The sequence below is a fragment of the Pseudomonas fluorescens genome (assembly GCF_002837185.1).
Lineage (GTDB): Bacteria > Pseudomonadota > Gammaproteobacteria > Pseudomonadales > Pseudomonadaceae > Aquipseudomonas > Aquipseudomonas fluorescens_AM.
On sequence record NZ_KZ477989.1, the window covers coordinates 17,002 to 41,381 of the forward strand.

The 24,380-nt window shown below is 57.9% G+C and carries 24 protein-coding genes and 1 pseudogene; 13 read left to right on the forward strand and 12 right to left on the reverse strand.

The features are described 5' to 3' along the window. The first annotated feature begins 68 nt into the window (after positions 1-68). Positions 69-977 (forward strand): DNA-binding transcriptional activator PunR, encoded by a 909-nt coding sequence (punR, locus tag CIB54_RS06085; RefSeq protein ID WP_065950307.1) that lies wholly within the window; start codon positions 69-71, stop codon positions 975-977. A 57-nt stretch (positions 978-1,034) separates the two neighbouring features. Here punR and CIB54_RS06090 read toward each other — a convergent pair whose 3' ends face one another. Further along, the gene (locus CIB54_RS06090) at positions 1,035-2,204 is read right to left on the reverse strand and encodes an aspartate aminotransferase family protein (protein WP_065950306.1); all 1,170 of its coding nucleotides are present in this window, start codon (positions 2,202-2,204) and stop codon (positions 1,035-1,037) included. 101 nt (positions 2,205-2,305) lie between these two features. On the opposite strand from CIB54_RS06090, the gene CIB54_RS06095 reads away from it, so the two are divergent. Next, a complete protein-coding gene (locus CIB54_RS06095; protein ID WP_101219059.1) occupies positions 2,306-3,211 on the forward strand; it encodes a LysR family transcriptional regulator in 906 nt (301 codons plus the stop codon). Between the two features lie 159 nt (positions 3,212-3,370). After that, on the forward strand, positions 3,371-4,564 hold the full coding sequence (locus tag CIB54_RS06100; protein WP_101219061.1) for an anthrax toxin-like adenylyl cyclase domain-containing protein: 1,194 nt from the start codon (positions 3,371-3,373) through the stop codon (positions 4,562-4,564). Between the two features lie 66 nt (positions 4,565-4,630). On the opposite strand, the gene fabV is transcribed toward CIB54_RS06100, so the two are convergent. Further along, positions 4,631-5,824, reverse strand: a complete 1,194-nt coding sequence (gene fabV / locus CIB54_RS06105; protein WP_065950303.1) for an enoyl-ACP reductase FabV — start codon at positions 5,822-5,824, stop codon at positions 4,631-4,633. Positions 5,825-6,096: 272 nt separating this feature from the next. On the opposite strand from fabV, the gene CIB54_RS06110 reads away from it, so the two are divergent. The 4 genes from CIB54_RS06110 to CIB54_RS06125 all read left to right on the forward strand — a co-directional run bounded on the left by CIB54_RS06110 (position 6,097) and on the right by CIB54_RS06125 (position 9,263). Continuing rightward, positions 6,097-6,921 (forward strand): aspartyl/asparaginyl beta-hydroxylase domain-containing protein, encoded by an 825-nt coding sequence (locus CIB54_RS06110; protein ID WP_101219063.1) that lies wholly within the window; start codon positions 6,097-6,099, stop codon positions 6,919-6,921. A 149-nt stretch (positions 6,922-7,070) separates the two neighbouring features. Next, entirely contained in the window at positions 7,071-8,444 is a 1,374-nt protein-coding gene (ppnN, locus tag CIB54_RS06115; protein ID WP_065950301.1) for a nucleotide 5'-monophosphate nucleosidase PpnN, read from the forward strand. A gap of 169 nt (positions 8,445-8,613) precedes the next feature. Beyond that, the gene (locus CIB54_RS06120; RefSeq protein ID WP_101219065.1) at positions 8,614-8,871 is read left to right on the forward strand and encodes an AbrB/MazE/SpoVT family DNA-binding domain-containing protein; all 258 of its coding nucleotides are present in this window, start codon (positions 8,614-8,616) and stop codon (positions 8,869-8,871) included. Further along, positions 8,868-9,263, forward strand: a complete 396-nt coding sequence (locus tag CIB54_RS06125) for a PIN domain-containing protein (RefSeq protein WP_065950299.1) — start codon at positions 8,868-8,870, stop codon at positions 9,261-9,263. Before CIB54_RS06120 ends, CIB54_RS06125 begins: the two co-directional genes overlap by 4 nt. Before the next feature lie 18 nt (positions 9,264-9,281). On the opposite strand, the gene CIB54_RS06130 is transcribed toward CIB54_RS06125, so the two are convergent. Further along, positions 9,282-9,611, reverse strand: a complete 330-nt coding sequence (locus tag CIB54_RS06130; protein WP_101219068.1) for a YXWGXW repeat-containing protein — start codon at positions 9,609-9,611, stop codon at positions 9,282-9,284. 132 nt (positions 9,612-9,743) lie between these two features. Beyond that, complete coding sequence (locus CIB54_RS06135; RefSeq protein ID WP_065950297.1) at positions 9,744-10,643, reverse strand: DMT family transporter; 900 nt, start codon at positions 10,641-10,643, stop codon at positions 9,744-9,746. A gap of 99 nt (positions 10,644-10,742) precedes the next feature. On the opposite strand from CIB54_RS06135, the gene CIB54_RS06140 reads away from it, so the two are divergent. After that, positions 10,743-11,579 (forward strand): LysR family transcriptional regulator, encoded by an 837-nt coding sequence (locus CIB54_RS06140; protein WP_101219069.1) that lies wholly within the window; start codon positions 10,743-10,745, stop codon positions 11,577-11,579. A 63-nt stretch (positions 11,580-11,642) separates the two neighbouring features. Here the strand turns inward: CIB54_RS06140 and mqo are convergent, their stop codons facing one another. Then, on the reverse strand, positions 11,643-13,289 hold the full coding sequence (gene mqo / locus CIB54_RS06145) for a malate dehydrogenase (quinone) (protein WP_065950295.1): 1,647 nt from the start codon (positions 13,287-13,289) through the stop codon (positions 11,643-11,645). 482 nt (positions 13,290-13,771) lie between these two features. Between mqo and CIB54_RS06150 the strand changes: the two genes are divergently transcribed. After that, positions 13,772-14,959, forward strand: a complete 1,188-nt coding sequence (locus CIB54_RS06150; RefSeq protein ID WP_101219071.1) for an MFS transporter — start codon at positions 13,772-13,774, stop codon at positions 14,957-14,959. 94 nt (positions 14,960-15,053) lie between these two features. Here the strand turns inward: CIB54_RS06150 and CIB54_RS06155 are convergent, their stop codons facing one another. The 5 genes and pseudogenes from CIB54_RS06155 to CIB54_RS06175 all read right to left on the reverse strand — a co-directional run. Beyond that, a complete protein-coding gene (locus tag CIB54_RS06155; RefSeq protein ID WP_101219073.1) occupies positions 15,054-15,272 on the reverse strand; it encodes a hypothetical protein in 219 nt (72 codons plus the stop codon). Between the two features lie 145 nt (positions 15,273-15,417). Then, positions 15,418-15,783: a DUF6124 family protein gene (locus CIB54_RS06160; RefSeq protein WP_101219075.1), complete on the reverse strand. Its 366-nt coding sequence runs from the start codon at positions 15,781-15,783 to the stop codon at positions 15,418-15,420. 1,406 nt (positions 15,784-17,189) lie between these two features. Further along, entirely contained in the window at positions 17,190-17,618 is a 429-nt protein-coding gene (locus CIB54_RS27250) for a hypothetical protein (protein ID WP_157829691.1), read from the reverse strand. Further along, the gene (locus CIB54_RS27880) at positions 17,596-18,606 is read right to left on the reverse strand and encodes a polymorphic toxin type 44 domain-containing protein (RefSeq protein WP_332871778.1); all 1,011 of its coding nucleotides are present in this window, start codon (positions 18,604-18,606) and stop codon (positions 17,596-17,598) included. The genes CIB54_RS27250 and CIB54_RS27880 overlap by 23 nt, the downstream gene beginning before the upstream one ends. Positions 18,607-19,103: 497 nt before the next feature. Next, positions 19,104-19,334, reverse strand: a pseudogene (locus tag CIB54_RS06175) (DNA adenine methylase); the annotation flags it as partial. Positions 19,335-19,480: 146 nt separating this feature from the next. Here CIB54_RS06175 and CIB54_RS06180 point away from each other — a divergent pair. From CIB54_RS06180 to tal, 4 genes are all read left to right on the forward strand, one after another. Continuing rightward, positions 19,481-19,723, forward strand: coding sequence for a CopG family ribbon-helix-helix protein (locus CIB54_RS06180; RefSeq protein ID WP_101219081.1), 243 nt, complete (start codon positions 19,481-19,483; stop codon positions 19,721-19,723). Beyond that, the gene (locus tag CIB54_RS06185) at positions 19,713-19,997 is read left to right on the forward strand and encodes a type II toxin-antitoxin system RelE/ParE family toxin (protein WP_101219083.1); all 285 of its coding nucleotides are present in this window, start codon (positions 19,713-19,715) and stop codon (positions 19,995-19,997) included. The genes CIB54_RS06180 and CIB54_RS06185 overlap by 11 nt, the downstream gene beginning before the upstream one ends. A gap of 74 nt (positions 19,998-20,071) precedes the next feature. After that, the gene (gene dusA, locus CIB54_RS06190; protein ID WP_101219085.1) at positions 20,072-21,058 is read left to right on the forward strand and encodes a tRNA dihydrouridine(20/20a) synthase DusA; all 987 of its coding nucleotides are present in this window, start codon (positions 20,072-20,074) and stop codon (positions 21,056-21,058) included. Between the two features lie 282 nt (positions 21,059-21,340). Continuing rightward, positions 21,341-22,267, forward strand: coding sequence for a transaldolase (gene tal / locus CIB54_RS06195; RefSeq protein ID WP_065893548.1), 927 nt, complete (start codon positions 21,341-21,343; stop codon positions 22,265-22,267). A gap of 200 nt (positions 22,268-22,467) precedes the next feature. Here tal and rssC read toward each other — a convergent pair whose 3' ends face one another. Both rssC and rssB read right to left on the reverse strand, forming a co-directional pair. Next, the gene (gene rssC / locus CIB54_RS06200; RefSeq protein WP_017848891.1) at positions 22,468-22,950 is read right to left on the reverse strand and encodes an anti-sigma factor antagonist RssC; all 483 of its coding nucleotides are present in this window, start codon (positions 22,948-22,950) and stop codon (positions 22,468-22,470) included. Continuing rightward, on the reverse strand, positions 22,950-24,131 hold the full coding sequence (gene rssB / locus CIB54_RS06205) for a two-component system response regulator RssB (RefSeq protein ID WP_065932314.1): 1,182 nt from the start codon (positions 24,129-24,131) through the stop codon (positions 22,950-22,952). The genes rssC and rssB overlap by 1 nt, the downstream gene beginning before the upstream one ends. Positions 24,132-24,380 lie beyond the last annotated feature (249 nt).

Consider the following 24,380-nt stretch of genomic DNA (forward strand, 5'->3'; position numbering starts at 1 on the left):
AGCTGGTAGTTTTCCTGTGAAGCGATAATAATTGGACAGTCTGATCAATAATTTTGAAGGCAGCTGCCATGTGGTCCGAATATTCCCTGGATGTGGTCGATGCCGTCGCACGCCACGGCAGTTTCAGCGCCGCCGCCCAGGAACTGCATCGCGTGCCGTCGGCCATCAGCTATACGGTGCGTCAGTTGGAAGAGTGGCTGGCGGTGCCGCTGTTTGTACGACGCCACCGTGACGTGGAGCTGACGCCCGCCGGCCGCCTGTTTATCGACGAAGCCCGCGGGGTAATGAAAAAAATGCTCGGCACCCGGCGCCTGTGCCAGCAAGTGGCCAATGGCTGGAGCGGTCAGCTGAAGGTGGCGGTGGATTCCATCGTCAAGCCGCAACGCTGTCGGCAACTGGTGCTGGACTTCTATCGACAGTTCCCCGAAGTGGAATTACTGCTGGAGTACGAGGTGTACAACGGTGTGTGGGATGCGCTGGCGGACGAGCGCACCGACATTGTGATCGGCGCCACCAGCGCGGTGCCGGTGGCCAGCCACTTCAGCTTTCGTGACATGGGCTTGTTGAACTGGTTGTGTGTGGTCAGCGCCAAACATCCCCTGGCAACGGTCAGCGGCCTGCTCAGTGACGATCAACTGCGCCCCTTTGCCTCCCTGTGCATGACCGACACCTCGCGCAACCTGCCCAAACGGGACACCTGGACCCTGGACAACCAGCGCCGCCTGGTGGTGCCCAACTGGTCCTCGGCGCTCGATTGCCTGCGCGATGGTTTGTGCGTCGGCATGGCCCCGGCGCATCAGGTGCTGCCGTGGATCGAGCGCGGCGAACTGGTGGCGCTGCAACTGCACCGCCCCTTCCCGGCCAGCCCATCCTGCGTGGCCTGGGCACAGAACAAACTGTCCCCGGCCATGGCGTGGTTGCTGGAGTACCTGGGGGATACCGAGACCCTGAATCAGGAGTGGTTGAATGGAATCTGAAAAGCAGCGCAGAACTCTGTGGGAGGGGGCTTGCCCCCTCCCACATTTGGCTGCATTTCAAGCCAGCAGTCGGGTGATGGCTCGTACGATCATCTCCACTTCCTTGCTGTGCAACGTCAGCGGCGGCAACAGGCGAATGATCTTGCCCCGCGTGACGTTGATCAACAGCCCGTGCTCCTGGGCGGCACGTTGGGCAAGGTCGCGATAAGGGCTGGCCAGTTCAATCCCGATCATCAAGCCTTTGCCGCGAATCGCCCGCACTTGCGGGTGCCCATCGAGTTCCATGCGCAAGCGATCGAGCAAGCGCTCGCCCTGCCGCGCAGCGTTGTGCAACAGCCCCTGCTCTTCGATGATGTCCAGCACCGTGCAGCCGACGCGGCACGCCAGCGGGTTGCCACCGAACGTGCTGCCATGGCTGCCTGGCGTGAACAGTTCGGCGACGCCGGCGCGGGCCAGGCAGGCGCCGATCGGTATACCGTTGCCGAGCCCTTTGGCCAGGGTCATCACGTCGGGGACAATGCCCTCGTGCTGAAAGGCGAACCAGGCACCGGTACGGCCAATGCCGGTTTGTATTTCATCAAGCATCATCAGCCAGCCGTGACGCGTGCAATGATCGCGCAGGGCTTTCAGGTAGCCGGGCGGTGCCGGTAACACACCACTTTCGCCCTGGATCGGCTCCAGCAGCACGGCGGCGATGCGCGTACCCAACTGTTGGGTGATGCGCTTCAATGCGTCCAGATCACCAAAACCCACCTTCAGAAAATCCCCCGGCAGACGTTGAAATCCAAGGCGCACTGATGGCCCGTCACTGGCCGCCATGGTGCCCAGCGTGCGCCCGTGGAAAGCGTTCTCCATCACCACCACCAAGGGCTGCTCAATGCCTTTTTTCCAGCCATGCAGGCGTGCCAGTTTCAGCGCTGCTTCATTGGCTTCAGCGCCTGAATTGTTGAAGAACGCGCGGTCAAGCCCGGACAGTTGGGTCAGGCGCAGGGCCAGACGCTGTTGCCAGTCAATGCTGTAGAGGTTGGAGGTGTGCAACAGCAGGCCGGCCTGCTCGCTGATGGCCGTTACCAGCCGGGGGTGGGAATGGCCGACATTGGTCACGGCCACGCCCGCGACCGCGTCCAGGTACTCGCGACCTTGTTGGTCCCACAGACGCGTGCCCAAACCGCGTGTGAAACTCAGGGCCAAGGGTTGATAGGTGCTCATCAGGCAGGCGGCAGTCATGGGGCAGGCTCCAGTGCATCGTTGTGGTGTTTGAGTATCGTTAGCCACCACAGCTGGATAAACTGCGAATTCCTACAATTACTTTAAACCAGGACTTGATAATGGATCTGTTCCAGGCCATGTCGGTGTATGTGAAGGTTGTCGAGACCGGCAGCATGACCGCCGCCGCGCACGAGTGCGGGATGTCGACGACCATGGTCGGCAACCATCTGCGTGCGCTGGAGCACCGACTGGGCGTCAGTTTGCTCAAACGCACCACCCGCAAACAGAGCCTTACGGAATTTGGCGGGCAGTATTATCAGCGCTGCCTGGAAGTGCTGGGGCTGGTGGCCGACTCCGAGCTACTGGCGGAGCAGATTCACAGCGAAGCGCCCAAAGGCAGCCTGCGTATCACCGCGCCGCCCGTGTTCGGCACCGAACGTCTCGTGCCGGCCTTGAGCGAGTTTTCCCAGCGCTACCCGCTGATCAACCTGTATGTGGTGTTGAGCAATGAGCGGATGGACCTGGTCGACAGCGGCTTCGATGTGGCGATCCGCCTCGGCGAACTGGAAACCTCCAGCCTGATCGCCAGACCCCTGCAGGCCTACACCCTCACCCTCTGCGCATCCCCTGCGTACCTGGCGCGGCGAGGCACGCCGCAGACTCCGGCTGACCTGCAGCATCACGACTGCCTGGCTTTCGCCTACCCTGCGACCGACAACTGGCGCGACACCGACAAACTGTGGCGCATGACGGGGGACGAAGGCGAGGTAGAGGTTCCGGTGGCCGGCTCATTGACCATCAACAGCTCCCAAGGCTTGCGCCAGGCGGCGGTAAACGGCATGGGCATCATCATGCTGGCTGATGCCCTGGTGCAACCGGACCTGGAGAGCGGCAAGCTGGTTGCCTTGCTGACCGGTTATAACCTCCCCAGCCGCCCCATGCACCTGCTGTATCGCCAAGACCGTTATCGCCTGCCCAAGCTGCGGGCCTTGGTCGATTTTGTCATGGAGAAGTGGGCGCACTAGGAGGCGCAGCAGAAGGCAGGCACGAGTAGGATCGTTCTGAATGTTCACCACGCCTCCCCATCCGGGGCCAATCTCTTTTAATGTCAGCCCTATCAAGGAAAACGTTGACTGAACGGAATCACCCAACACTGCCGCAAGACGTGACATAGGGGTATTCCGATGATAGCCACGAGTCTCAGTGTTACATCACCTTCCGCACTCAGCCTGGAAGCCTTGCAACGCAATCAGTCCCTTCAGGAACACAGCGTTGCCGGGGAGTCCGACAGCCCGCGCCAGACCCTGATCGAGCGGGTAAAAAAGCAAACAGGGATAGTTTCGAGCCACCTTGAACCCTTGCAACAGATCGCGGCAACCACCAACTCCATCATCGGCATACGTCCAGTCGAGTCCGTGGCTACCGGACTGATAGAAGCCGGACACCCCACCAAGGACTTCCACATCAAGGGCAAAAGTGCCAACTGGGGGCCGCAGGCAGGTCTGATCTGTACCGACCAGGCATTCAGCAAGCTGGAGAGTGCACCGGAAAAAGTCGCCAAGGCCAACGCGCAGATTCTGGAGTGCGTCGAGCGACGCCACGCAGTCCCGATCCCGCTGAAACTCTCGAGCCATCGCCTCAATGAACTGGTGAACCTAGGCCATATCACTGAACTGGCCGCAACAGGCGAGGAAGGCACGCTGAAATTGAGCGCCCAAGGGCCGAGCGGGCAACGCTATACATTTCAAGCCCGTTCTGTTTCGCCTGACGCCGACACTTATCTGATCACCCACCAGGGCAAGCCGCTTGAAGTACTGGCCAAACAGGCAGAGGGCAAGCCGTTGACTGCCGATTACGATCTGCACATGGTCGCACCGCACCTGAGTGACTACGGGGCCCAGGATAAGCTCCCGGTACCGGATGTCGCTCACAGCGTGTTCAAGGAACGAATCAATGCGTATAAACAGGTGCCGGAGGAGCTGCGCGCAGACTTTGCCAGCGCAGCGAATTTCTACAAGAAAGAGGACGCCGATCTAGGCAATGCCACGCCGCGAATACGGGAGATGATCGGCATCATCAATCAAACGCTGGTCGGGGACGCAGAGCGGGTGGTCCACCACAATGCGGACTCGGGCAGCCCGGCGACGGAAGTGGCCGCGAACTACCCGGCGACGTTTTTCCTGCCGTCAAAACTAGGCAGATTCGATGAAATAAGCATCATCCATGACAGCAGGGAAATGGCTGAGCTGATAAAAACCGCCAAAGACAGCGGTTTTCACGTGCCGCTCAATCCTCTCTGGGAGAATGAGCTGGTGAATATCCGGCGATCAGACTTCACCCAGGCAAAACATCGCCTGGCTGAATCCAGATATGCCTGATATCGGCAGCAGCAAGCAGCGGCCTGATAATCGAGTTATCGAGGCCGCCACCGTTACATCATTTAATTACGCCTGAACCAGACCGTTGATCTTGACGGTCGGGTTCACGTCCGCTTCGTAGTCCACGCCATCGACCTCAAAACCGAACAAGCGCAGGAACTCAGCCTTGTAGCCGGCAAAATCGCTGATCTCGTTGACGTTGTCGTCGGTAACCTGGTTCCACAGCGCCGCCACGGCGTCCTGAACCTTTGGCTCCAACTCGGCCAGATCGGCACGCAGACGGCCGTCAGCGTCCAGTTTCGGCTCGCTGCCGTACAGGCTGTCCTTGAACAGGCCGTACACCTGCTCGATGCAGCCCTCGTGAGTGCCCTGCTCTTTCATCACCTTGAACAGCAGCGACAGGTAGAGCGGCATGATCGGGATTGCTGAACTTGCCTGGGTGACCACGGCCTTGAGCACCGACACACGGGCGTCGCCCTTGAGCGCAGCGAGGTTGTCGCGCAGAGTCAGGACTTTTTTGTCCAGGTCTTTCTTGGCTTCGCCGATGGAGCCGTTCCAGTAGATGTCCTGGGTCAGCTTCTCACCCAGGTAGGTGAACGCGGTGGTCTTGGCGCCTTCGGCCAGTACATCGGCGTCACGCAGGGCGTCGATCCACAGCTGCCAGTCTTCACCGCCCATGACTTTGACGGTGCCGTCGATTTCTTCCTGGGTCGCCGGCTCCAGCGTAGTGTCGACCACCACGCCCTTGTCAGTATTGATCCCACGCAGGGTCACAGCCTTGCCGATCGGCTTGAGGGTGGAGTTGTGCACCACGCCTTGTGGGTCGGTACGGCGTGGCGCGGCCAAGCTGTAGACCACCAGGTCGATTTTGCCCAGGTCTTTCTTGATGGTTTCGATGGTCAGGCGCTTGATCTCGTCGGAGAACGCGTCGCCGTTGATGCTCTTGGCGTACAGGCCCTTTTGCACGGCAAACTTCTCGAACGCCGCGCTGTTGTACCAGCCAGCGGAGCTCAACTTGCCTTCTTCGCCTTCTTTCTCAAAAAACACGCCCAGGGTATCGGCGCCGCAGCCAAACGCAGCACTGATGCGCGCGGCCAGGCCGTAGCCGGTGGAAGCACCGAGGACCAGCACCTTCTTGGGGCCGCCTTCGATGGTGCCGTTTTCAGTCACGTAGTCGATCTGCTCCTTGACGTTCGCTTCACAGCCAACAGGGTGAGCGGTCACACAGATAAAGCCACGAACCCGCGGTTTGATGATCATAAAAATTCTGCCTCTTCCAAGGTGCCGAAGGCCAATGGTGGCCATTCAACTTCAATCGTACCGGTCTATGACGCCTGAAAAACCGAAGCGTCACGATAGACGCAAATCTTCCGATCTCAAAATTCAATCCGCAGACCCTGACAGCCCTGATGTCCGTTACAAACTGTGCACCGACTTAACAATTTTCGAACTATTTAAAACGCTCAAGGACGACAGAAACCCCTATGATGACGATATTGTTTCATTATGTTTCAGGTTTGGAGCCAGGTTTCATGAGCAAAAACGCTGTCGGCAAAAAGCTGGTGTCCCTCGCCTGGGTCGTCGGCGTTCTGCTATTGATCTACTGTTTTCCGCGCACCTGCCTGGTGTTTCTACTGCTGGTGGTGCTCTGCGGTGTTTATGATTTTTTGCGCAACGGCCTCTACGACCGCAGCACCATCAAGAAATATTTCATCGGCAACGGCCGCAACACTTGGGTGCTGGCGCCGTTCAACACCCTGCTCGACCTCTTGAGCGCCCGCAACCGGCATGTCTACACGATGCAAGACCTGCCGCCCGAATGGCGCGAAGACCTGCAACAGGTCATCAACGACGCCATGGCACGCAAGGAAGAAATCATCGGTTACCTGGACGCCCGCATGGCCGAGAAGAAACGCGGCATGCTGTTTTTCCAGTGGTACGGTCGGCCCATCGAAACCGCCCTGAACATCCCGCAACTGCGCAAGAAACTGCCCTTCGTGAAGACCATCGGCGTGTCGGTGTTCAATGAGAACCGCTCGACGTCGTTCCACTTCGGGCCCCTGCGCATGATGTTCCGAGTGCTCTACAACATGGCGCCGGCACCGCACCATGAAGGCGTGTATATCCAGGTGGGCAAGCACAAGCACTACTGGCACGACGACCCGCTGTTTATCTTCGATGACACGCTGATGCATGCGTCTTTCAACAAGAACGATGCGAAACGTTACTGCCTGTTCATTGATATCGTGCGGCCAACCCGGGTGCCCTCCGTGCTTAACGCCGTGATCGCGGGTTTTGCCGGCCTGGTGTTTACCCTGCGTCGGGTTTTCTACAAAAACTGGAAGCTGATCCAGTAAGTTCTGCGGCATGATGGTGCTGGACGGCATTTGCGCTCGGCCTTGCGCCTGAGGTAAATAACCGTCTCGTGCGACCGTATACGGCGCCCATCATTCTCAAGCCATCGCGTCTTTCGTGGATGCGGTGGCTGTGCTTTCAAGGAATCAGAATGCCCCAACGTCAAGTCATCAACGCCGCCGTCAGCCCCAAGGGCAGCCTCGAAACCCTGTCACAACGTGAAGTCCAGCAACTGAGTGAAGCCGGCAGCGGCAGCGTCTATGCCCTGTTTCGCCAGTGCGCCCTGGCGATCCTCAACACCGGCGCGCATATCGACAACGCCAAGACCATCCTCGATGCCTATAAAGACTTTGAAGTGCGCATCCACCAGCAAGACCGCGGCGTACGCCTGGAACTGCTCAACGCTCCCGCCGACGCCTTCGTCGATGGCGAGATGATCGCCAGCACGCGCGAAATGCTGTTCAGCGCCTTGCGTGACATCGTCTACACCGAGAACGAGCTGGACAGCCAGCGCATCGACCTGAGCAACTCCCAGGGCATCACTGACTACGTGTTCCACCTGCTGCGCAACGCCCGTACGCTGCGCGCGGGGGTCGAGCCGAAGATCGTGGTGTGCTGGGGTGGCCACTCGATCAACACCGAAGAATACAAATACACCAAGAAAGTCGGGCACGAGTTGGGCCTGCGCAGCCTCGACGTATGCACCGGCTGCGGCCCCGGCGTCATGAAAGGGCCGATGAAAGGCGCGACCATTTCCCACGCCAAACAACGCATCACCAGTGGCCGCTACCTGGGCCTGACCGAGCCTGGCATCATTGCCGCCGAAGCGCCGAACCCGATCGTCAATGAGCTGGTTATCCTGCCGGACATCGAGAAACGCCTGGAAGCCTTCGTGCGTGTCGGCCACGGCATCATCATCTTCCCCGGCGGCGCGGGCACCGCTGAGGAATTCCTGTACCTGCTGGGCATCCTGATGCACCCGGACAACCGCGACCTGCCGTTCCCGGTGGTGCTCACCGGGCCCAAACATGCGGCTCCCTACCTGGAACAACTGCACGCGTTCGTCGGCGCTACCCTCGGCGAAGCGGCGCAGAAGCATTACCAGATCATCATCGACGACCCGGCCGAAGTCGCGCGCCAGATGACCGCAGGGCTCAAGGCGGTCAAACAGTTCCGGCGCGAGCGCAACGACGCGTTCCACTTCAACTGGCTGTTGAAGATCGACGAAGGTTTCCAGCGCCCCTTCGACCCGACCCACGAAAACATGGCCAGCCTGCAGCTGAGCCATGCGTTGCCGCCCCATGAACTGGCGGCCAACCTGCGTCGCGCGTTCTCGGGGATCGTTGCAGGTAACGTGAAGGACAAAGGTATTCGCCTGATCGAAGAAAACGGTCCGTACGAGATTCATGGCGACCCGGCGATCATGAAACCGTTGGATGAGCTGCTCAAAGCGTTTGTCGCCCAGCACCGCATGAAGCTACCGGGCGGCGCGGCGTATGTGCCGTGCTATCGCGTGGTGCAATGAGCCGGCGCGGCCGGTCATAGTTTGTATCGGTTTGGCGCATGGCCAAAGGTGTGGGGATCGAGGGTTCGGACTAGGGTTTTAGTACCGACTCACCCACACCTGCGAGCAACCCATGGACCAACGGATATTGTCCTCTATCACTCCTTACCCTAAGGTAAGGAATATCACGATGGAGATCTTCACTATGGCAACCGCCACGCTTACATCAAAAGGGCAAATCACCATCCCTGTCCAGGTCAGGACAGCCCTCGGCCTGGAAACAGGCGACCGGGTGGAATTCGTCGAAATGGAAGACGGCAAGTTTTCCATGATCGCCGCGAGCAAAACCGTCACCGACCTCAAGGGTCTGATTCGCAAGCCTGCCAATGCGGTGTCCATCGAGGACATGAACCAAGCCATCGCGGCCCAAGGAGCAAAAGCCGGATGATCGGCCTGGATACCAACGTGCTGGTGCGCTACGTCACCCAGGACGAGCCGGTGCAATCAGCCAAGGCGTCCAGACTGATCGAATCACTGACTGCCGCGTCACCGGGCTTTGTCAGCCTGGTGACCATTGTGGAGTTGGTGTGGGTACTGCAGTCCTGCTATCAATCAGCCAAGAGCGATGTGGTGATGGTGCTGGAAACCCTGCTGCACACGCGCGAGCTCACTGTTGAGCACGCCGATATCATCTGGCAGGCGCTGCGCAAGTTCGTGGCGAACAAGGCAGACTTTGCCGACTGCCTGATCGAGCGTTGCGCCCATGCGGCCGGCTGCGAGTACACCGCCACCTTCGACCTCAACGCGGTCAAGGCGACGGGTATGAAGCGCATTGGTTGAGTCGGTTTGTTTCGGGGTTCAGCGAATCCAGCCACCGACCTGCCAGTGATACCCGTCATTACGCTGTACCCAATGCGGATGCACATAGCGATAACCCTCGCGCACCGGCTCCCAATGGCCGTGCACCGCGACATATCGCCCGCCTTGCCAGCGCCAGTAGCCGCGTGACCAGATATAACCTTCGCGCGCCGCCGGCTCGACTTCGATCACTTGCACCGGCGGCGGTTGGGGCGCCACGACTTCCACATACTCATGCTGTACCGGCCGACGTTCATGTACGACACGCTCTTGCACACACCCGGATGACGCGACGACTAACGCCGCCATTGCCGCATAACGTAGCAACATACAAAATCCTCGGGCGTAATCGCCCCGTACCTGCATCAGTAAGAATTCCCCCTTTGTTGCAGCCAGGCCTCCTGCTCGGGCATGGTTTATTTTTAACAGGAGATGTCTGTCAGATTGCTGAACCCCCAGGCCTCAAGACGTGCACGCGACGGTCGGTCGCTTCAGGCGCAATAAAACCAGCCCGGCAATGACGACGGCGATGCCGGCATAGGTCGAGGCATGAATCCGCTCGCCGAACATCAAAGCCGCCCATACCAGGGTGACCGGGGGCTCCAGGTAGACCAACGCGGCAACCTGGGTGGCCGTCATCACGCGCAGCAACTGCCACAGGCTCAAGTAAGCAGCAAAGGTGGAAAACACCGTCAACCACACAATCGAAACCAGTACGTCGGTGTCATGGGGAATGCTCAAGGTATCGGTGTACAACACAGCGCCTGTGAAGCCGATCAGGCTCAGCAGCGATTGGATAAACAGCGGTATGAGCAAACCGACATTCTCGCTCTGCACCGAGCGGCGTTCGTACAGCGTCGCCAGCGTCAGCCCCAGTGCCGACACCAGTGGCAGCCCATACATGGCCAGGCTTACCTGGGTTGGGCCATGGCTATACTGCCCGGCTATCACCATCGCAACGCCGGCAAAGCTGATCACGAGCCCCACCCATTGCCAGCCGCCGCTGCGCTCGGTGGCGCTGCCCGTCGACAATACCGCTGTCATCAACGGCTGCAACGCCGCGATGATCGCCGCAATGCCTGGCGGCAGACCGTTCTGGATCGCCACATACAGGCAACTCAGGTACAAAAACTGCGACAGGCAACCAATGACGGCGTAATGGCGGATCTGCGCCCATGAAACCTTCAACAATCTGACGTTCAGGAACAGCCCCAGGCACAGCGATACCAATAGGAATCGCCAGAACAGCAGGTTGAACGCCCCCCCGTCCTGGGTGCCAAGCTTGGCGCCGATATAGCCCGAACTCCACGACAGGACAAACGCCCCTTGCAACAGCAGCAAACCCAGGGTTGATCGCTTCATGCAGCCCTCCAGCCTTAGTCGATTGACTTCAAGGCTAGGGACAGGAGACTCTTCTGTATATTTGAATAACCTGCACTATCAATCCGTAAAAGTCGAACCATGGCCAAACAGCTGAATATCGATCTACTGCGTACCTTTCACGCCGTCGCGCGTTTTGGTCGCTTCAATGAAGCGGCCGAGCATGTGCACCGCAGCGCTTCCACCGTGACCACGCAGATTCAGAAACTGGAAGATCAGGTCGGCCAGCGCCTGTTCAGCCGCAGCAACCAGGGCGTGGACCTGACGCTGTACGGCAGAAAACTGTTGGGCGAAACCACCGAATTTCTCAAAAGCCACGACCGTCTGCTGATCTCGCTGATGCCCCAGCGCATGCAGGGCAAGATCCGCCTGGGTGTGCCCGATACTTACGCGCCCGCCTTCATCCAGGCATTCGTGCCGCGACTGATTGCCGACAACCCGCTGCTGGAGCTGGAAATCGAAGCGCGCACCAGTGGCGAACTGTTGAATCTGTTCACGGCAAACCAACTGGATCTGGCAATCACCGTCAGCGCACAGCCGCTGGCACAGGGTGAGCGCTTGGGGCCGGTGCAACCGCTATGGGTGGCAGCAGAGCAATTCAGTTATCCGCCAAACGCGCCGCTGCCCATCACCGTGCCCATCGCTGGTTGCCCCTATCGAGCGGCAGCGTTACAGGCGCTGAAAGATAACGGGATTTACCATCGAGTACTGCTGGAAAGCCCTAACTCATCGGCGGTAGAGGCTTTCGTACTCAGCGGCGTGGCCGTGGGCCTGATGGAGGAGAGCCGCATGGGCGAAGGGCTGAGGCAAATGACAGAGCTGGCGGCCCTCCCCGCGCAGCATCTGTATCTGCTGTGCGACACCGCTAACGCACTGGCCCTGCACGTGTATGAGCAAGTCAGGCACTTCAGGGTCTGAACGCCGCGCACAAAAAAGCCCGCTGACCGTCACCGGTTCAGCGGGCTTTTTATCAGGCGTTACTTACAGCGCCAGGTCAGACGCCGGCTTGCCAGGCTCAGCCGCAGGCTTGGCAGCCTCGGTGGCCTGTGGAGCAGCCAGTTGCGGGATCGCTGGCGGTGGCGTCAGTTGCAGCACACCGGCCGTGTAGGCCCATTCCTTGGCAACCGCTTCAGGGCTGTCGTTCAGCTTGGTGCCGTAGCTTGGCACGATCTGGTGCAGTTTTTCCTGCCAGGCCGGGCTTGCTACCTTGTCCTTGAAGACTTTCTGCAGCACGGTCAGCATGATCGGAGCCGCGGTCGACGCGCCTGGCGATGCACCCAACAGGCCGGCAATGGAGTTGTCAGCGGAGCTGACCACTTCGGTACCGAGCTTCAGCACGCCGCCCTGCTCTTCGTCACGCTTGATGATCTGCACGCGCTGGCCGGCTTGCCACAGGCGCCAGTCGGCTTGCTTGGCGTTCGGGAAGTATTCCTGCAGCGCCTTGAAGCGGTCGTCATCGGACAGCATCAGTTGGCCGGCGAGGTACTCGACCAGTGGGTATTCACGAATACCGACTTTGGTCATCGGCCAGATGTTGTGGGTGGTGGTGCTGGTCAGCAGGTCCAGGTACGAGCCTTCTTTGAGGAACTTGGTCGAGAAGGTGGCGAATGGGCCAAACAGAATCACGCGCTTGCCATCCAGCACGCGGGTGTCCAGGTGCGGAACCGACATCGGTGGCGAGCCCACCGAAGCCTTGCCGTAGGCCTTGGCCAGGTGCTGCTCGGCGACGGTCGGGTTGTCGGTCACCAGGAACGAGCCGCCAACCGGGAAGCCGGCGTATTCCTTGGCTTCAGGAATGCCCGACTTTTGCAGCAGATGCAGGGCACCGCCGCCAGCGCCGATGAACACGAACTTGGCGTCGGTTTCAGTCTTGGTGCCGTCTTTGAGGTTTTTGTAGCTCACACGCCACGAACCGTCTTCGTTGCGGGTGATGTCCTGCACTTCGCTCGACAGTTTCAGGTCGAACTTAGGGGTGGTTTGCAGGTGGGCAACGAACTGGCGGGTGATCTCGCCAAAGTTGACATCGGTGCCGATCGGGCTCCAGGTGGCCGCGATTTTCTGGTTGGGGTCACGCCCTTCCATCATCAGCGGGACCCACTTGGCGATCTGCGCCGGGTCTTCGGAGTACTGCATGCCGGCGAACAGCGGGCTCGCCTTCAGCGCTTCATAGCGCTTTTTCAGGAACTTGATGTTGTCATCGCCCCACACAAAGCTCATGTGCGGTGTGGAGTTGATGAACGAACGCGGGTTCTTCAACACGCCCTGCTGGACCTGCCAGGACCAGAACTGACGGGAGATCTGGAACGCTTCGTTGATCTCGACCGCTTTAGGGATCTCAACGTTGCCGTTCTTGTCTTCCGGGGTGTAGTTCAACTCGGCCAGGGCCGAGTGACCGGTACCGGCGTTGTTCCAGCCGTTGGAGCTTTCTTCGGCCACGCCATCGAGGCGCTCGACCATCTCCATCGACCAGTCCGGTTCCAGCTCGTTAAGCCAGACACCCAGGGTCGCGCTCATGATGCCGCCGCCGATCAGCAGCACATCGACTTTCTTTGCCTCTTCCGCGTGAACGGACGTGATCCCCATCGACAAAGCCAGCCCCAGCAGGGCAGTGTTTACTTTTTTAAACATCAGTAGCACCTATGATAAAACGCCATCCGCCCTACCGCCCCCGATCATGAGTAACCCTCGACCACGCTACGTCAGGCAACGTACCGCGGGGTCTGCACATTCACATAAAGGCTGCAGGGTGGGCACACAAGGCCGATGGATCGACCTCACTGTTATGTCCCTTCTGCGCTGACTTCTTATCATTATTGGCTTCAGCTACCTGGGCGACAGCCAACCGCTGGGACGTATACGGGTGTACGCACCAAGGAAAGCCTAGACCAGGACGGCGCGCAGAATATCACGCTAAACGGCGTTTATGCGCCGTTTGGCCAATTGACACCGCTAAATCGCGGCTTTTATCGCGCCAGTGTCAAGACTGCCAGCCGCGACGTGGGGTCACAGGCCCGGAACTCTCGTGCTCGAGGCTGTTCTAGACACCTTCACAGTCGCCTGCGTAGCATCGGCGACTGTCTTTCGTGCACCTCATCCAAACAGAGCGATCCATGTCTATCCAGCAAACACCCGGGCACCTGCTGCCCGCGCGCAGTGCCGCCAAAATGGAAGCGGCCATGGCCGTGGGCGCGTTCGCCATCGGCACCGGCGAATTCGCCATCATGGGCCTGATGCCCGATATCGCCCAGAACCTGGGCCTGAGCGAACCGCAAGTCGGCCACGCCATCAGCGCCTACGCGCTCGGTGTGATGGTCGGCGCCCCGCTGTTGGCCATCCTCGGCGCCAAGCTGTTGCGCAAACACATGCTGCTGTTGCTGATGGGCCTCTATGCCCTGGGCAACTTCGCCACCGCCTTCACCCCCACCTTCGGCTCGCTGGTGGCCTTCCGCTTTATCAGCGGCCTGCCCCACGGCGCCTACTTCGGCATCGCCGCCGTGGTCGCCTCCAGCATGGTGCCCACCGACAAACGCGCCGGCGCCGTGGCCCGCGTCATGATGGGCCTGACCCTGGCCATGCTGCTGGGCAACCCCATCGCCACCTTCCTCGGCCAACACCTGGGCTGGCGCTCGGCGTTCGCCCTGGTCAGCGTGATCGCCCTGCTCACCATCGCCCTGGTCTGGCAATTCGTGCCCCACCGCCACGACGAACAACGCAGCGACCCGCGCAAGGAACTGCGCGCCTTCACCAAACCCCAGGTCTGGATGGCCCTGTCCATCGGCGCGATTGGCTTTGCCGGCATGTTCTGCGTATTCAGCTACCTCGCGCCGACCATGCTGGAAGTGACCAAAGTGTCACCGCAGTGGATTCCGTTCGGCCTGGCAGCGTTTGGCGCGGGCGGCATCATCGGCAACATCGCCGGCGGCAAACTGTTTGATCGCCTGCAGTTTCGGGCGGTGGGCTTGATATTGGTGTGGTCGATAGCCGTGCTGCTGTTCTTCCCCTTCGCCGCGGCGTCGCTGTGGGGCGTGCTGCTGAGCATGGGATTGGTGGGCACCATGGTCGCCTTGGCGGCACCGTTGCAGATTCGCCTGATGGACATCGCCCACGAAGCCCCGAGCCTGGCGGCGGCGTCCAACCATGCGGCGTTTAACCTGGCGAATGCGCTGGGGCCTTGGTTTGGCGGTATGGCTATTACGGCGGGGTTGGGGTGGACCAGTACCGGCTACATCGGCGCCGCAACAGCCTTGGTCGGCCTGGGCCTCTACCTAATCGCCCGGCGCATGAAAGGCGGCCACTGACGCCACCCGCTTCACTGGGGTTCAAACTGTGGGAGGGGGCTTGCCCCCGATAGCAATGGGTCAGTCAACACACCACTGACTGACCCACCACCCATCAATCATCATGCAACAACCCCGACCCATACTCCCCATAACTACTCCCCAGCCCGCTGCCACCAAAATTCATCTTGGCGGCTTTGTTGGGGCTGTGGTCGCCAAACGCCTGGCATCCACCCGAGAAGCACGGGTCACTGCTCACGGCGGGTGAAGATGAACAGGCGCTCAACAGCAACGTGCCGGTGATCATTGCGACTTTGATGAGGTTCGAGATCATGGTTGCAGTTCCCTGTGGGCTGGAGGCGCTGGGGTCTTCTCTTGCAGGGAATCGTAGACCTCAACGGCGCAGGGAATTATGAAACTTTGCTGGGGGACAGGATGGGTTCAGGTTGCCGCCTTGGGTAAGGCGGCGGGGTTGGTTGTCAGGCTTTGACTGGTTGGGTTACAGGCGCAACTTGCTCCTGGGCTCGGTCGACAAGCAGCGAGCTCAACTCGATTAACTGCTGAATGCCCAGAGCGATGGCGCGTTGGGAGTCGTCGAGATCGAACGCCAAGGAGGCGGCCATTTCGTTGGCGGATGCGAGGTTCTCGGCGGCGTTGGCCAGGAGGGTTTCGGGGTCGAGGGTTGGGTTGACGAGGAAAAGGTTTTCGATCGGGCGCTCGGCGGGCGCAGCGTCGTCGGATGGGGGAAAGTGATGATTGATTGCTCGCTGGGCTGCGGCTTGAAGCTTGGGATCAGAAGATGCAGCGTTTGAAGCATAAGGCGGATTAGGTGTGACCTTGTACATGGCGAAGCTCCTTAACTATTCAGGAACTACCAGTCTCACTTCCACATGAGAGGTGGCAGCTGTACGCAGGTGTGGAAGACCAGGGCTAAGGACCCGGCGCACCGAAGTGCCCCGCGCACAGCCGCCGTAACACATGATACAGGCGTAAAAAAACGCCGGTAGGTGTTTGTGACGATTGCGTCTTAGCTTGGTACGGACTTCCACATCCGACCGCTGGATTGGCAGCGGCTTGAGGAGGTTAGCTAGGGGCAGTCTTAGGGGCAAGCCGAGAAAAGCGTGGGAAATTTCCTAGACGATTTAACCTGTTCCCGAAATTACTCCACACTAGGTAAGTCGTCCCGATGATGGATTGGACGTATGTCTCCGCTTACCTCCTAGAATTACCACTCAAAAAACACTTGGGCGCTGCTGCTGTAGCAAACTTTAAGCAGCCATCGACTTACTTGCCCCGCAGCGCTTCAAAGCATTTTTGAGGTAACTGTCAGCGGGGAAATCTATGGTGAGACACAGGGAAAGCTTGGACCTTTCGCCTGTCTGGTTTTCACCACCAGCGCAAGCGCAGCAACATCACCGCTTCCAGCTCAGATACTCTGTACACCCGATGAATATCACTGCGCCGGCATTGAGAAACTCGACCTGCCGGGGCCTGCCGCTCATTTGGTCGAGTACGGCGGCAAAGTCACAATCACCCAGGAAGGCTACCAAACTCATTATTCATACGGAAAGGGCCAGGATTTCTACCACGTCAAAGAGAAGAATGCTTACTCAAAGGACTTCGTTAACATTCAGCACGACGTTTTTTTGTACTCTGATCCTGGATGGGCGAACAGCAGCGGCATCCTGATACTGCGTGCTGACTCAGGATCAGGTTTTTTCCATATCGATTGGGCCAAGCAGAGCTATTACGGGTACACACATGAGCTGGGGGCCATTCATTCCTTTGAAGGGTCATGCACGGTGCTCAAGAAAGGAGGCGCGCTATGACGCAATTGAGGCACACCCCAATTGTGTAGGAGTATGTGGGGAATTTAGAGGGATAGGCCCGTAATTACGGGCTGTAACGCTCGTTCAAGGCAGGTTGCATAAATGCATAATGGGCATTGGATGGCATAGATGGGCGTACGGGTTGCCCCATTTTGGCCCCATGATACCGGACAGGCTTTTACTTAACGTCTCGTTGAAGGAGACCGCCTATGGTACACCGCTGGTATTCGTTCACTGCCTGGAGCACCGACTCAGCCTAACAGCATGCCTTCTGAGGTCAGCGAATTGAGTGATAGCTCAACAGCTCGCCATTTAATATAGACACAATAATAAGAAGCTCTGAAAATCCTTTCTTGAGAATTCCATTGAGATTTAAAACAAAAAAAAAACACCAGCATTGGCCGGTGTTTTTTTATATCTATCTATGGAAGTGCAGCATCAAGATCGAAACCTACCGTCTGGATTTCGCCTTTGATTTTGAATAATGATATGCTATGAAATTCATAAACCGTATCATTAGTTTTTAACTTAACTCTGTCTCCCACGATCTTCTTGACAGCATTTTCACTCTTAGTAACAAGAAAAGGAGTGCTATTTCTTGTCCTTTCCAAAGCTATCTCTTCGCTCGGCTGAATCTCCATGAGAAAATACCGATATACATCTCCATTGGTGGCCCCGCCGGACTCATACAATACTTCATAAATAGCACCACCTTCAGCAACTTTGGTGACTGAAATAACTTTGCTAGGATCTGGTCTGAATGGCGAGGACACAAAAATATACAATGCCTGCGCCAGACAAACAAGCAACAACCCCCAGACTAGCCATTTAATAACCCTTTGCTTTTGCATAACCTATCCCAAATTTAATCCAAACTTGATCAACAGGGTCATCGCCGTAAGGCGCTCCTGCCCACCACTCACCAAATTCCGTAGAGGATGTCCCAGCTACAGTTTGCGCAGCGCCCGCCCCTCTTAGAAGAACTTGCTCTGGAATCCCCGCAGCGGTCCCTACGGCTCCATAATTGAAATTCCCGAAATCTGCATACTGGCGTCCTTGTTGTTTGTAGTCCCAAGGCCCTTTATTTCGGACTTTCATATAGAACCATGTGTACATAAAAGCAGAGCCGCTACTAGGATAATAGCTATCTTGTGCTTTTGTCTCTTGTAAATTTCCATCCAACCACACCCCTGGTGGAGCGATTGGATACTGGTTAAGTCGAACCTTTTCCCTAGCTTCGTTAAGTAGCCTAACGGGTTCTTGAAGCTTCCGCTTTAAAGCATTCAAATAATCGATTTCACGACTGGTATATTTCGCAGCATACGCAGCCGCCAGTGATGCGTACCATTCTTTATAGTTCTTATCTGGAGGATAATTTGTCTTACTGCCGCTGATCGCATCAGAGATGAACCGGCTAGTTGGATAGCCAAAAAAATCATGACCATAGTAATACTTATCAGCAACTCCTTTCTGAGTCGTGTACGCCTGTGTTTTTTGAACAATAAGAGTGTCAATCGACTGAATATGCCTTTCAATTTTTTCGACTCCACTCTCAGAGCCTCCTGCACTCTGCTCTATTGAATTAATGCTTTGCGCGATAGCCGCTGGCATAGACTGAAGATTCGCTGCAAAAGCTGCCTCTTGATCCCTAACATTTTGGGCAATGATTGGTGGATACGTATTAAGTATGTAAGTACGCGTGGCAACGTTACTTAGCTGCCCTGTGTGACTGTGTGAAAAATCACTATCAAGACCCCCACCTCCGAATGTTTGAGGTTCATATTTATTAATAACGTTGATTTCAATATCTGGAAGATAAATTATGTCGCCATTGGGCATAGTGATTTCCTTTTCGCTAGTCCAGTGTAAGTGCGCTGCAGATCACAGTAAAATGGGCGGCTTATTCTTCCGACACCTTACTGCTCTCTGACGAACGGTTTCAGGTTTCCGGCTTCTGTGAAGGCTCAACGGACAGAATCCCGTTTTCCGCGCCTTTGAGCTTGTCACACTGCGACTGTATATCCATCCAGGCATGACACGCAACAAATAATGCATTTGTGCATAAATAAATCAGCAAGTGCTAGTGATTGGCATTCCCATTTATGCATATTATGCCTGCCATTGAGCACGACATGGAAGCTCGTTCTCAACGCCGGTGCGTATTTTCTGGATTATTAGGTTAGCGCTAGGGTCATGCCCAGTTGCAATAATGTGATCCGAAGCCCGTGACTGGTTGCCGTTAACGTGAGCCATAAACGTCGCTGAATGCAACGCCGTGTGTTTTCAAACGCGAGTTGCGACACATAGCAGGCCCATCTGATCGACGCTTGAGACCATCAAAACAGCGCCCCTAACTCCGCTGGCCCCCAGTTCATGATCACCAACTCTCCGCTGATCTCGGCCCTTCCCTGCCGTTGGTTTGTGGTGTTGTACCGAATGTCCAACATCTCAAAGTGAAACCCCTCAAACACCCGCCGGATATCAGGGTGATCGTTGATGCTGACCATCACCTTGCCTTTGCAGCGCCGCATAAAGTCGGCCATGCGCTCGTAATTCTCAAATCGATATCGGGGGCAGACCACGATACCCAGCTTTGAGCTGGCAGAGGAAAAGCAAACGATTCACCCCCGGACACATGTCGCGACGGCCTGCTGATTCAACCCGACGCTTCACGGTGTAAGATGCCCAACATCCGTCCACCATCGAGGCCGCCATGACTGGGATATTCTTAAACCTGCCGGAAGACCTATCCAACTCTCTCGCTGACCTGGCCAAATCCAATGGTCAGACAGCGAGCTACCTGGCGATGGACGTTCTTCGCGACTACATCGAGCACGAAAAAACGCTAACCGCTCAGATCGAGCTGGCAGTAAAAGACGCAGACGAAGGCAAATTCGCCACCGATGATCAAGTGGTGGCCATGCGCGCCAGGCGCTGGAGCCGGAATGAGGGTTGAGTGGCTTGAAAAAGCACTCAAGAATCTGGAAGACGAAGCAAACTACATTGCCCTCGAAAATCCCAAGGCGGCCGACGACTTCTCCGACGCCATTTTCGCCAGCGTCGACAAACTCGCTCAATTTCCCTTAATGGGCCGTGAAGGTCGGGTTAAACAGACTCGGGAATGGGCTGTGCCCAACTGGTCTTATCTAATCCCCTATCGGGTGCGCGGTGATCGCCTACAGATCCTGGGCATATTTCACACACGGCAACGCCCTCGTTCGAAATGGTGAAGGGTACGAACTGCTTCCCGACACCCCATCCCTGATAAACTGCGCACCATTCGCCTCGTTGACTCAGATCCCCCATGCCCTTACAAATCGCCCCACTCTCCCGCCGCTTCTCCGTCGCCCCCATGATGGATTGGACCGACCGCCACTGCCGGTACTTCCTGCGCCTGCTCTCCAAACACGCCCTGCTCTACACCGAAATGGTCACCACAGGCGCGATCCTCCACGGCGATCACGAGCGCTTCCTGCGCCACAGCGAAGCCGAGCACCCGCTCGCGCTGCAATTAGGCGGCAGTGTGCCGGCTGATCTGGCCGCCTGCGCCCGTATGGCCGAAGCCGCCGGCTACGACGAAGTGAACCTGAACGTCGGCTGCCCCAGTGACCGGGTGCAGAACAACATGATCGGCGCGATCCTTATGGCGCACCCTGCCCTGGTGGCGGACTGTGTGAAGGCGATGCGCGATGCCGTGTCGATTCCGGTGACGGTGAAGCACCGTATCGGCATCAATGGGCGGGACAGTTATGCCGAGTTGTGTGATTTCGTCGGGACGGTGAAGGACGCCGATTGCACCAGTTTTACCGTGCATGCGCGGATTGCCATTCTGGAGGGGTTGTCGCCCAAGGAGAACCGTGACATTCCGCCGTTGCGTTATGACGTGGCGGCGCAGTTGAAGCGGGACTTTCCGGAATTGGAGATCAATCTCAACGGTGGGATCAAGACGCTGGAGCAGTGCGAGGAGCATTTGCAGACGTTTGATGGGGTGATGCTGGGGCGGGAGGCTTATCACAATCCGTATCTGTTGGCGGAGGTGGATCAGCGGTTGTTTGGCAGCGAGGCGCCGGTGATCAGTCGGGCAGAAGCCTTAGCGCAGTTGCGGCCTTATATTGCGGAGCATTTGGCCAGTGGTGGGACGATGCATCACATCACCCGGCATGTGTTGGGGTTGGGCACTGGGTTCCCGGGGGCGCGCAAGTTCAGGCAGTTGTTGTCGGTGGATATTCATAAGGCGGCAGACCCGTTGGCGTTGTTGGATCAGGCTGGGGAGTTGTTGGAAGGGCGGTGACTGGTGAGCTTGCAGAGGGTCAGATAGTTTTGGATTGGCTGACACATTGCTATCGGGGGCAAGCCCCCTCCCACATTTGGGGTGGTGTTTGGCTATGAAGGCGCTATCGGGCAGTTGGGTTGAACCTGCCATCGATTCTGGCCTCCTATTGAGCAGTACGGCCGGTATTCAAACGGCTGTTTTCAGGTTGTTGCCCTGCGCAAACGACCTGACGCATTTGCGCCCTTGAGCGCCTGCCAGCGCTCGGGTAATGTCATCAGACCCAAAGGACAGAGCACGCCCATGACTTCCAAGCTGGAACAACTCAAGCAATTCACCACCGTCGTAGCCGATACCGGCGATTTTTCTACCCTCGCCAAGCTCAAGCCGCAAGACGCGACTACCAACCCTTCCCTGCTGCTCAAGGCCGCGTCGATCGCAGGCTATGCCAAGCTGCTGGATGAGTGTGTGCAGGACTGCAACGGCGACGTGGGCCTGGCCAGTGACCGGTTTGCGGTGGCGGTGGGTCAAGAGATTCTCAAAGTAGTGCCGGGCCGTATTTCCACTGAGGTGGATGCCCGTCTGTCGTTCGACGAAGACGCGATTCTCAAGCGTGCGCACCGTCTGATCGATCTGTACGACAAAGCCGGCGTTGGCCGTGACCGTGTGCTGATCAAGATCGCCTCCACCTGGGAAGGCATCCGCGCCGCCGAGAAGCTGGAAAAAGAAGGCATCCAGACCAACCTGACGTTGCTGTTCTCCTTCGCCCAGGCGGTGGCTTGCGCTGAAGCGGGTGTGTTCCTGATTTCGCCGTTCGTGGGCCGTATCTATGACTGGTACAAGAAGGCCAACGGCAACGACTACACCGGTTCCGATGACCCGGGCGTGCAGTCGGTGACGCGTATCTACAACTACTACAAGGCTAATGGCTACAAAACCGTGGTGATGGGTGCGAGCTTCCGTAACCTCAGCCAGATCGAGGAACTGGCCGGGTGTGATCGCCTGACCATCAGCCCGGACCTGCTGGAGAAGTTGGCGGCGGATGAAGGCAAGCTGGAGCGCAAGTTGTCGCCAGGCCATGCCGGTGAAGCGCGCGTGCATATGACGGAGGCGCAGTTCCGTTGGGAGTCCAACGAGGATGCGATGGCCACCGAGAAGCTGGCGGAAGGGATTCGTCAGTTTGCTCGGGACCAGGAGAAGCTTGAAGCGTTGTTGACTGCCAAGTTGTAAGGCGGACGGCGACAAAAAGGGCGGCACCCTCGCGGGTGCCGCCCTTTTTTGTGTGCGCCAGTCTCTAGCCAGTCACAAATCAAATGTGGTAGGGGGCTTGCTCCCGATAGCGGGGTGTCAGGCACAGAGTCTGTGTGTGAACCTCTGCAATCGGGGGCAAGCCCCCTCCCACATTGAAATGTGTTCCGGCAGGGAGGTCGTCAGTGGCGCTCGAGGGCGTTGACCAGGTCGTGGAAGGCTTCGCGGTTGGACTCATTCAGGCCCATGAGGATCTTGTGCGCTTCGAGCACCTTGATCCGTACGATTTCCTCGGACTGGTCCTGCGACGGCAGGTCGGTCAGGCATTCCGGGCAGGGGATCGGGCGGTCAACGATGTTGAACACCTGGTCAAAACCCATGGACTGCAGCAGCCGGGTGATGTCTTCGTGGGTGGTGACAACCGTCGGCAACAGGCCGACCTTCTGCCGCGACAGAATGGACAACTTGGCCAACAGGCCCAGGGTGGTGCTATCGATGCTGCGGGTTTCGGTCAGATCGATCACGATCGCCGAGAAGTTCAGCGCTGTGAAGATCCGCTCGATCGTCGCATCCAGCGCCGAACACAGGGTCAGGCGCACTTCACCGACAAACTTCAGGACGAAGGTCCCGTCTTGCTCGGCGAATTGGATTCTTCCGGTACTCATCAAAGATTCCTGCTCAACACCAATAGGGCGATATCATCCGGCATCTCCCCTAGCGTGGCCAATCCAAAAACCTGCCGCAGACCATCCAGGCTGCCGCCCGCCGACTTGACCTTTTGGGGCAAGGCGGCTTCTTTCTCTTTGAGTGTAGGCTCTGGAAGGAGGTCCAGGATGCCGTCGGACATCAGCGTCAGGCTGAAGGTCGGCGGCAGTTCCAGGATGTGGTCTTCGTAGGTGGCTTCATTGAACAAGCCCACCGGCAGGCCACGCCCTTCCAGGTAACGCACACTGTCAGGAGTGTATAAAACCGGCATCGGCAGGTGACCGCCAATGCTGTAGGTCAAAAGACCGGTTTCTTCATCGATCACGCCGCCCACCATCGTCACGTGCTTGCCCAGCTTGCAGCTGATCAGGCCCCGGTTGATGTGGCCCAGCACCTCGGAGGGGGTGAACTCCGGCAAGGTGCCATTGCGCTTGGATTCGAACAACAACCGCGTCGTCATGAACTTCAACAACACGGTGACAAACGCGGAGGATGCACCGTGGCCGGACACGTCGGCCAGGTAGAACGCCACACGCCGTTCATCCACACGGAAATAGTCGACAAAATCCCCCGACAGGTACAACGACGGGATGATCTGGTGCGCGAACTGGAAATCGTCGATGGTCCAAGGGCTCACCGGCAGCATGTTCATCTGCACCTGGCGACCGGCGTTCTGGTCTTCCTGGAGCAGGTTCAGGCTGGCTTCAAGCTCGCGGTTGGCGGTCTCGAGCTTTTCGCGGTAGCGCTGGTTTTCCTGAAGCAGGCGTGCACGGTCCAGGGCGCGACGCACCGAGTGTTCCAGCACCGCCAGGTCTTCCAGGGGTTTGATCAGGTAATCGGCGGCGCCCAGGCGCAGGGCTTCAACGGCGTCGTTCATGACCCCGGCACCGGACACGACAATCACCGGCGTCTGCGGAGCAAGCTCGGTCACCTGGCGAATCAGCTCGAGGCCGCCCATCTGGGGCATGCGCAGGTCGCAGATCACGAGGTCGGGCTGGTCGCGCTCGAATACCTGGAGACCCTGTTGGCCGTTGCCGGCCTGCAGGACGCTGAAGCCACTGTCTTCCAAATAGGCCGCGAGGCTCGCGCGCACTACTTCGTCGTCATCGATTATCAGCAGCGTGGCACTGGTTTTTTGCATGTGGGCAAACGGCGCCAGAATTAGGTTGGCGTAGGTGGCTCGACAATGGCCGGGCTCACGTACTGGATTCGCTTTCTAGCCTCTCTGTCCTACAAAGCATTGGGATTTACCCCATGCACAACCGTAAAGCAGAGGTGCCCTTCTAAGGCGCAGACGGTACTCCCATCCGTGAGGGGTTTCAAGCTCATGCCGATGGTCGCCGAACGTCTTTACACCGCAAATCACCGGGAGTTATAAGAACGCTCATGA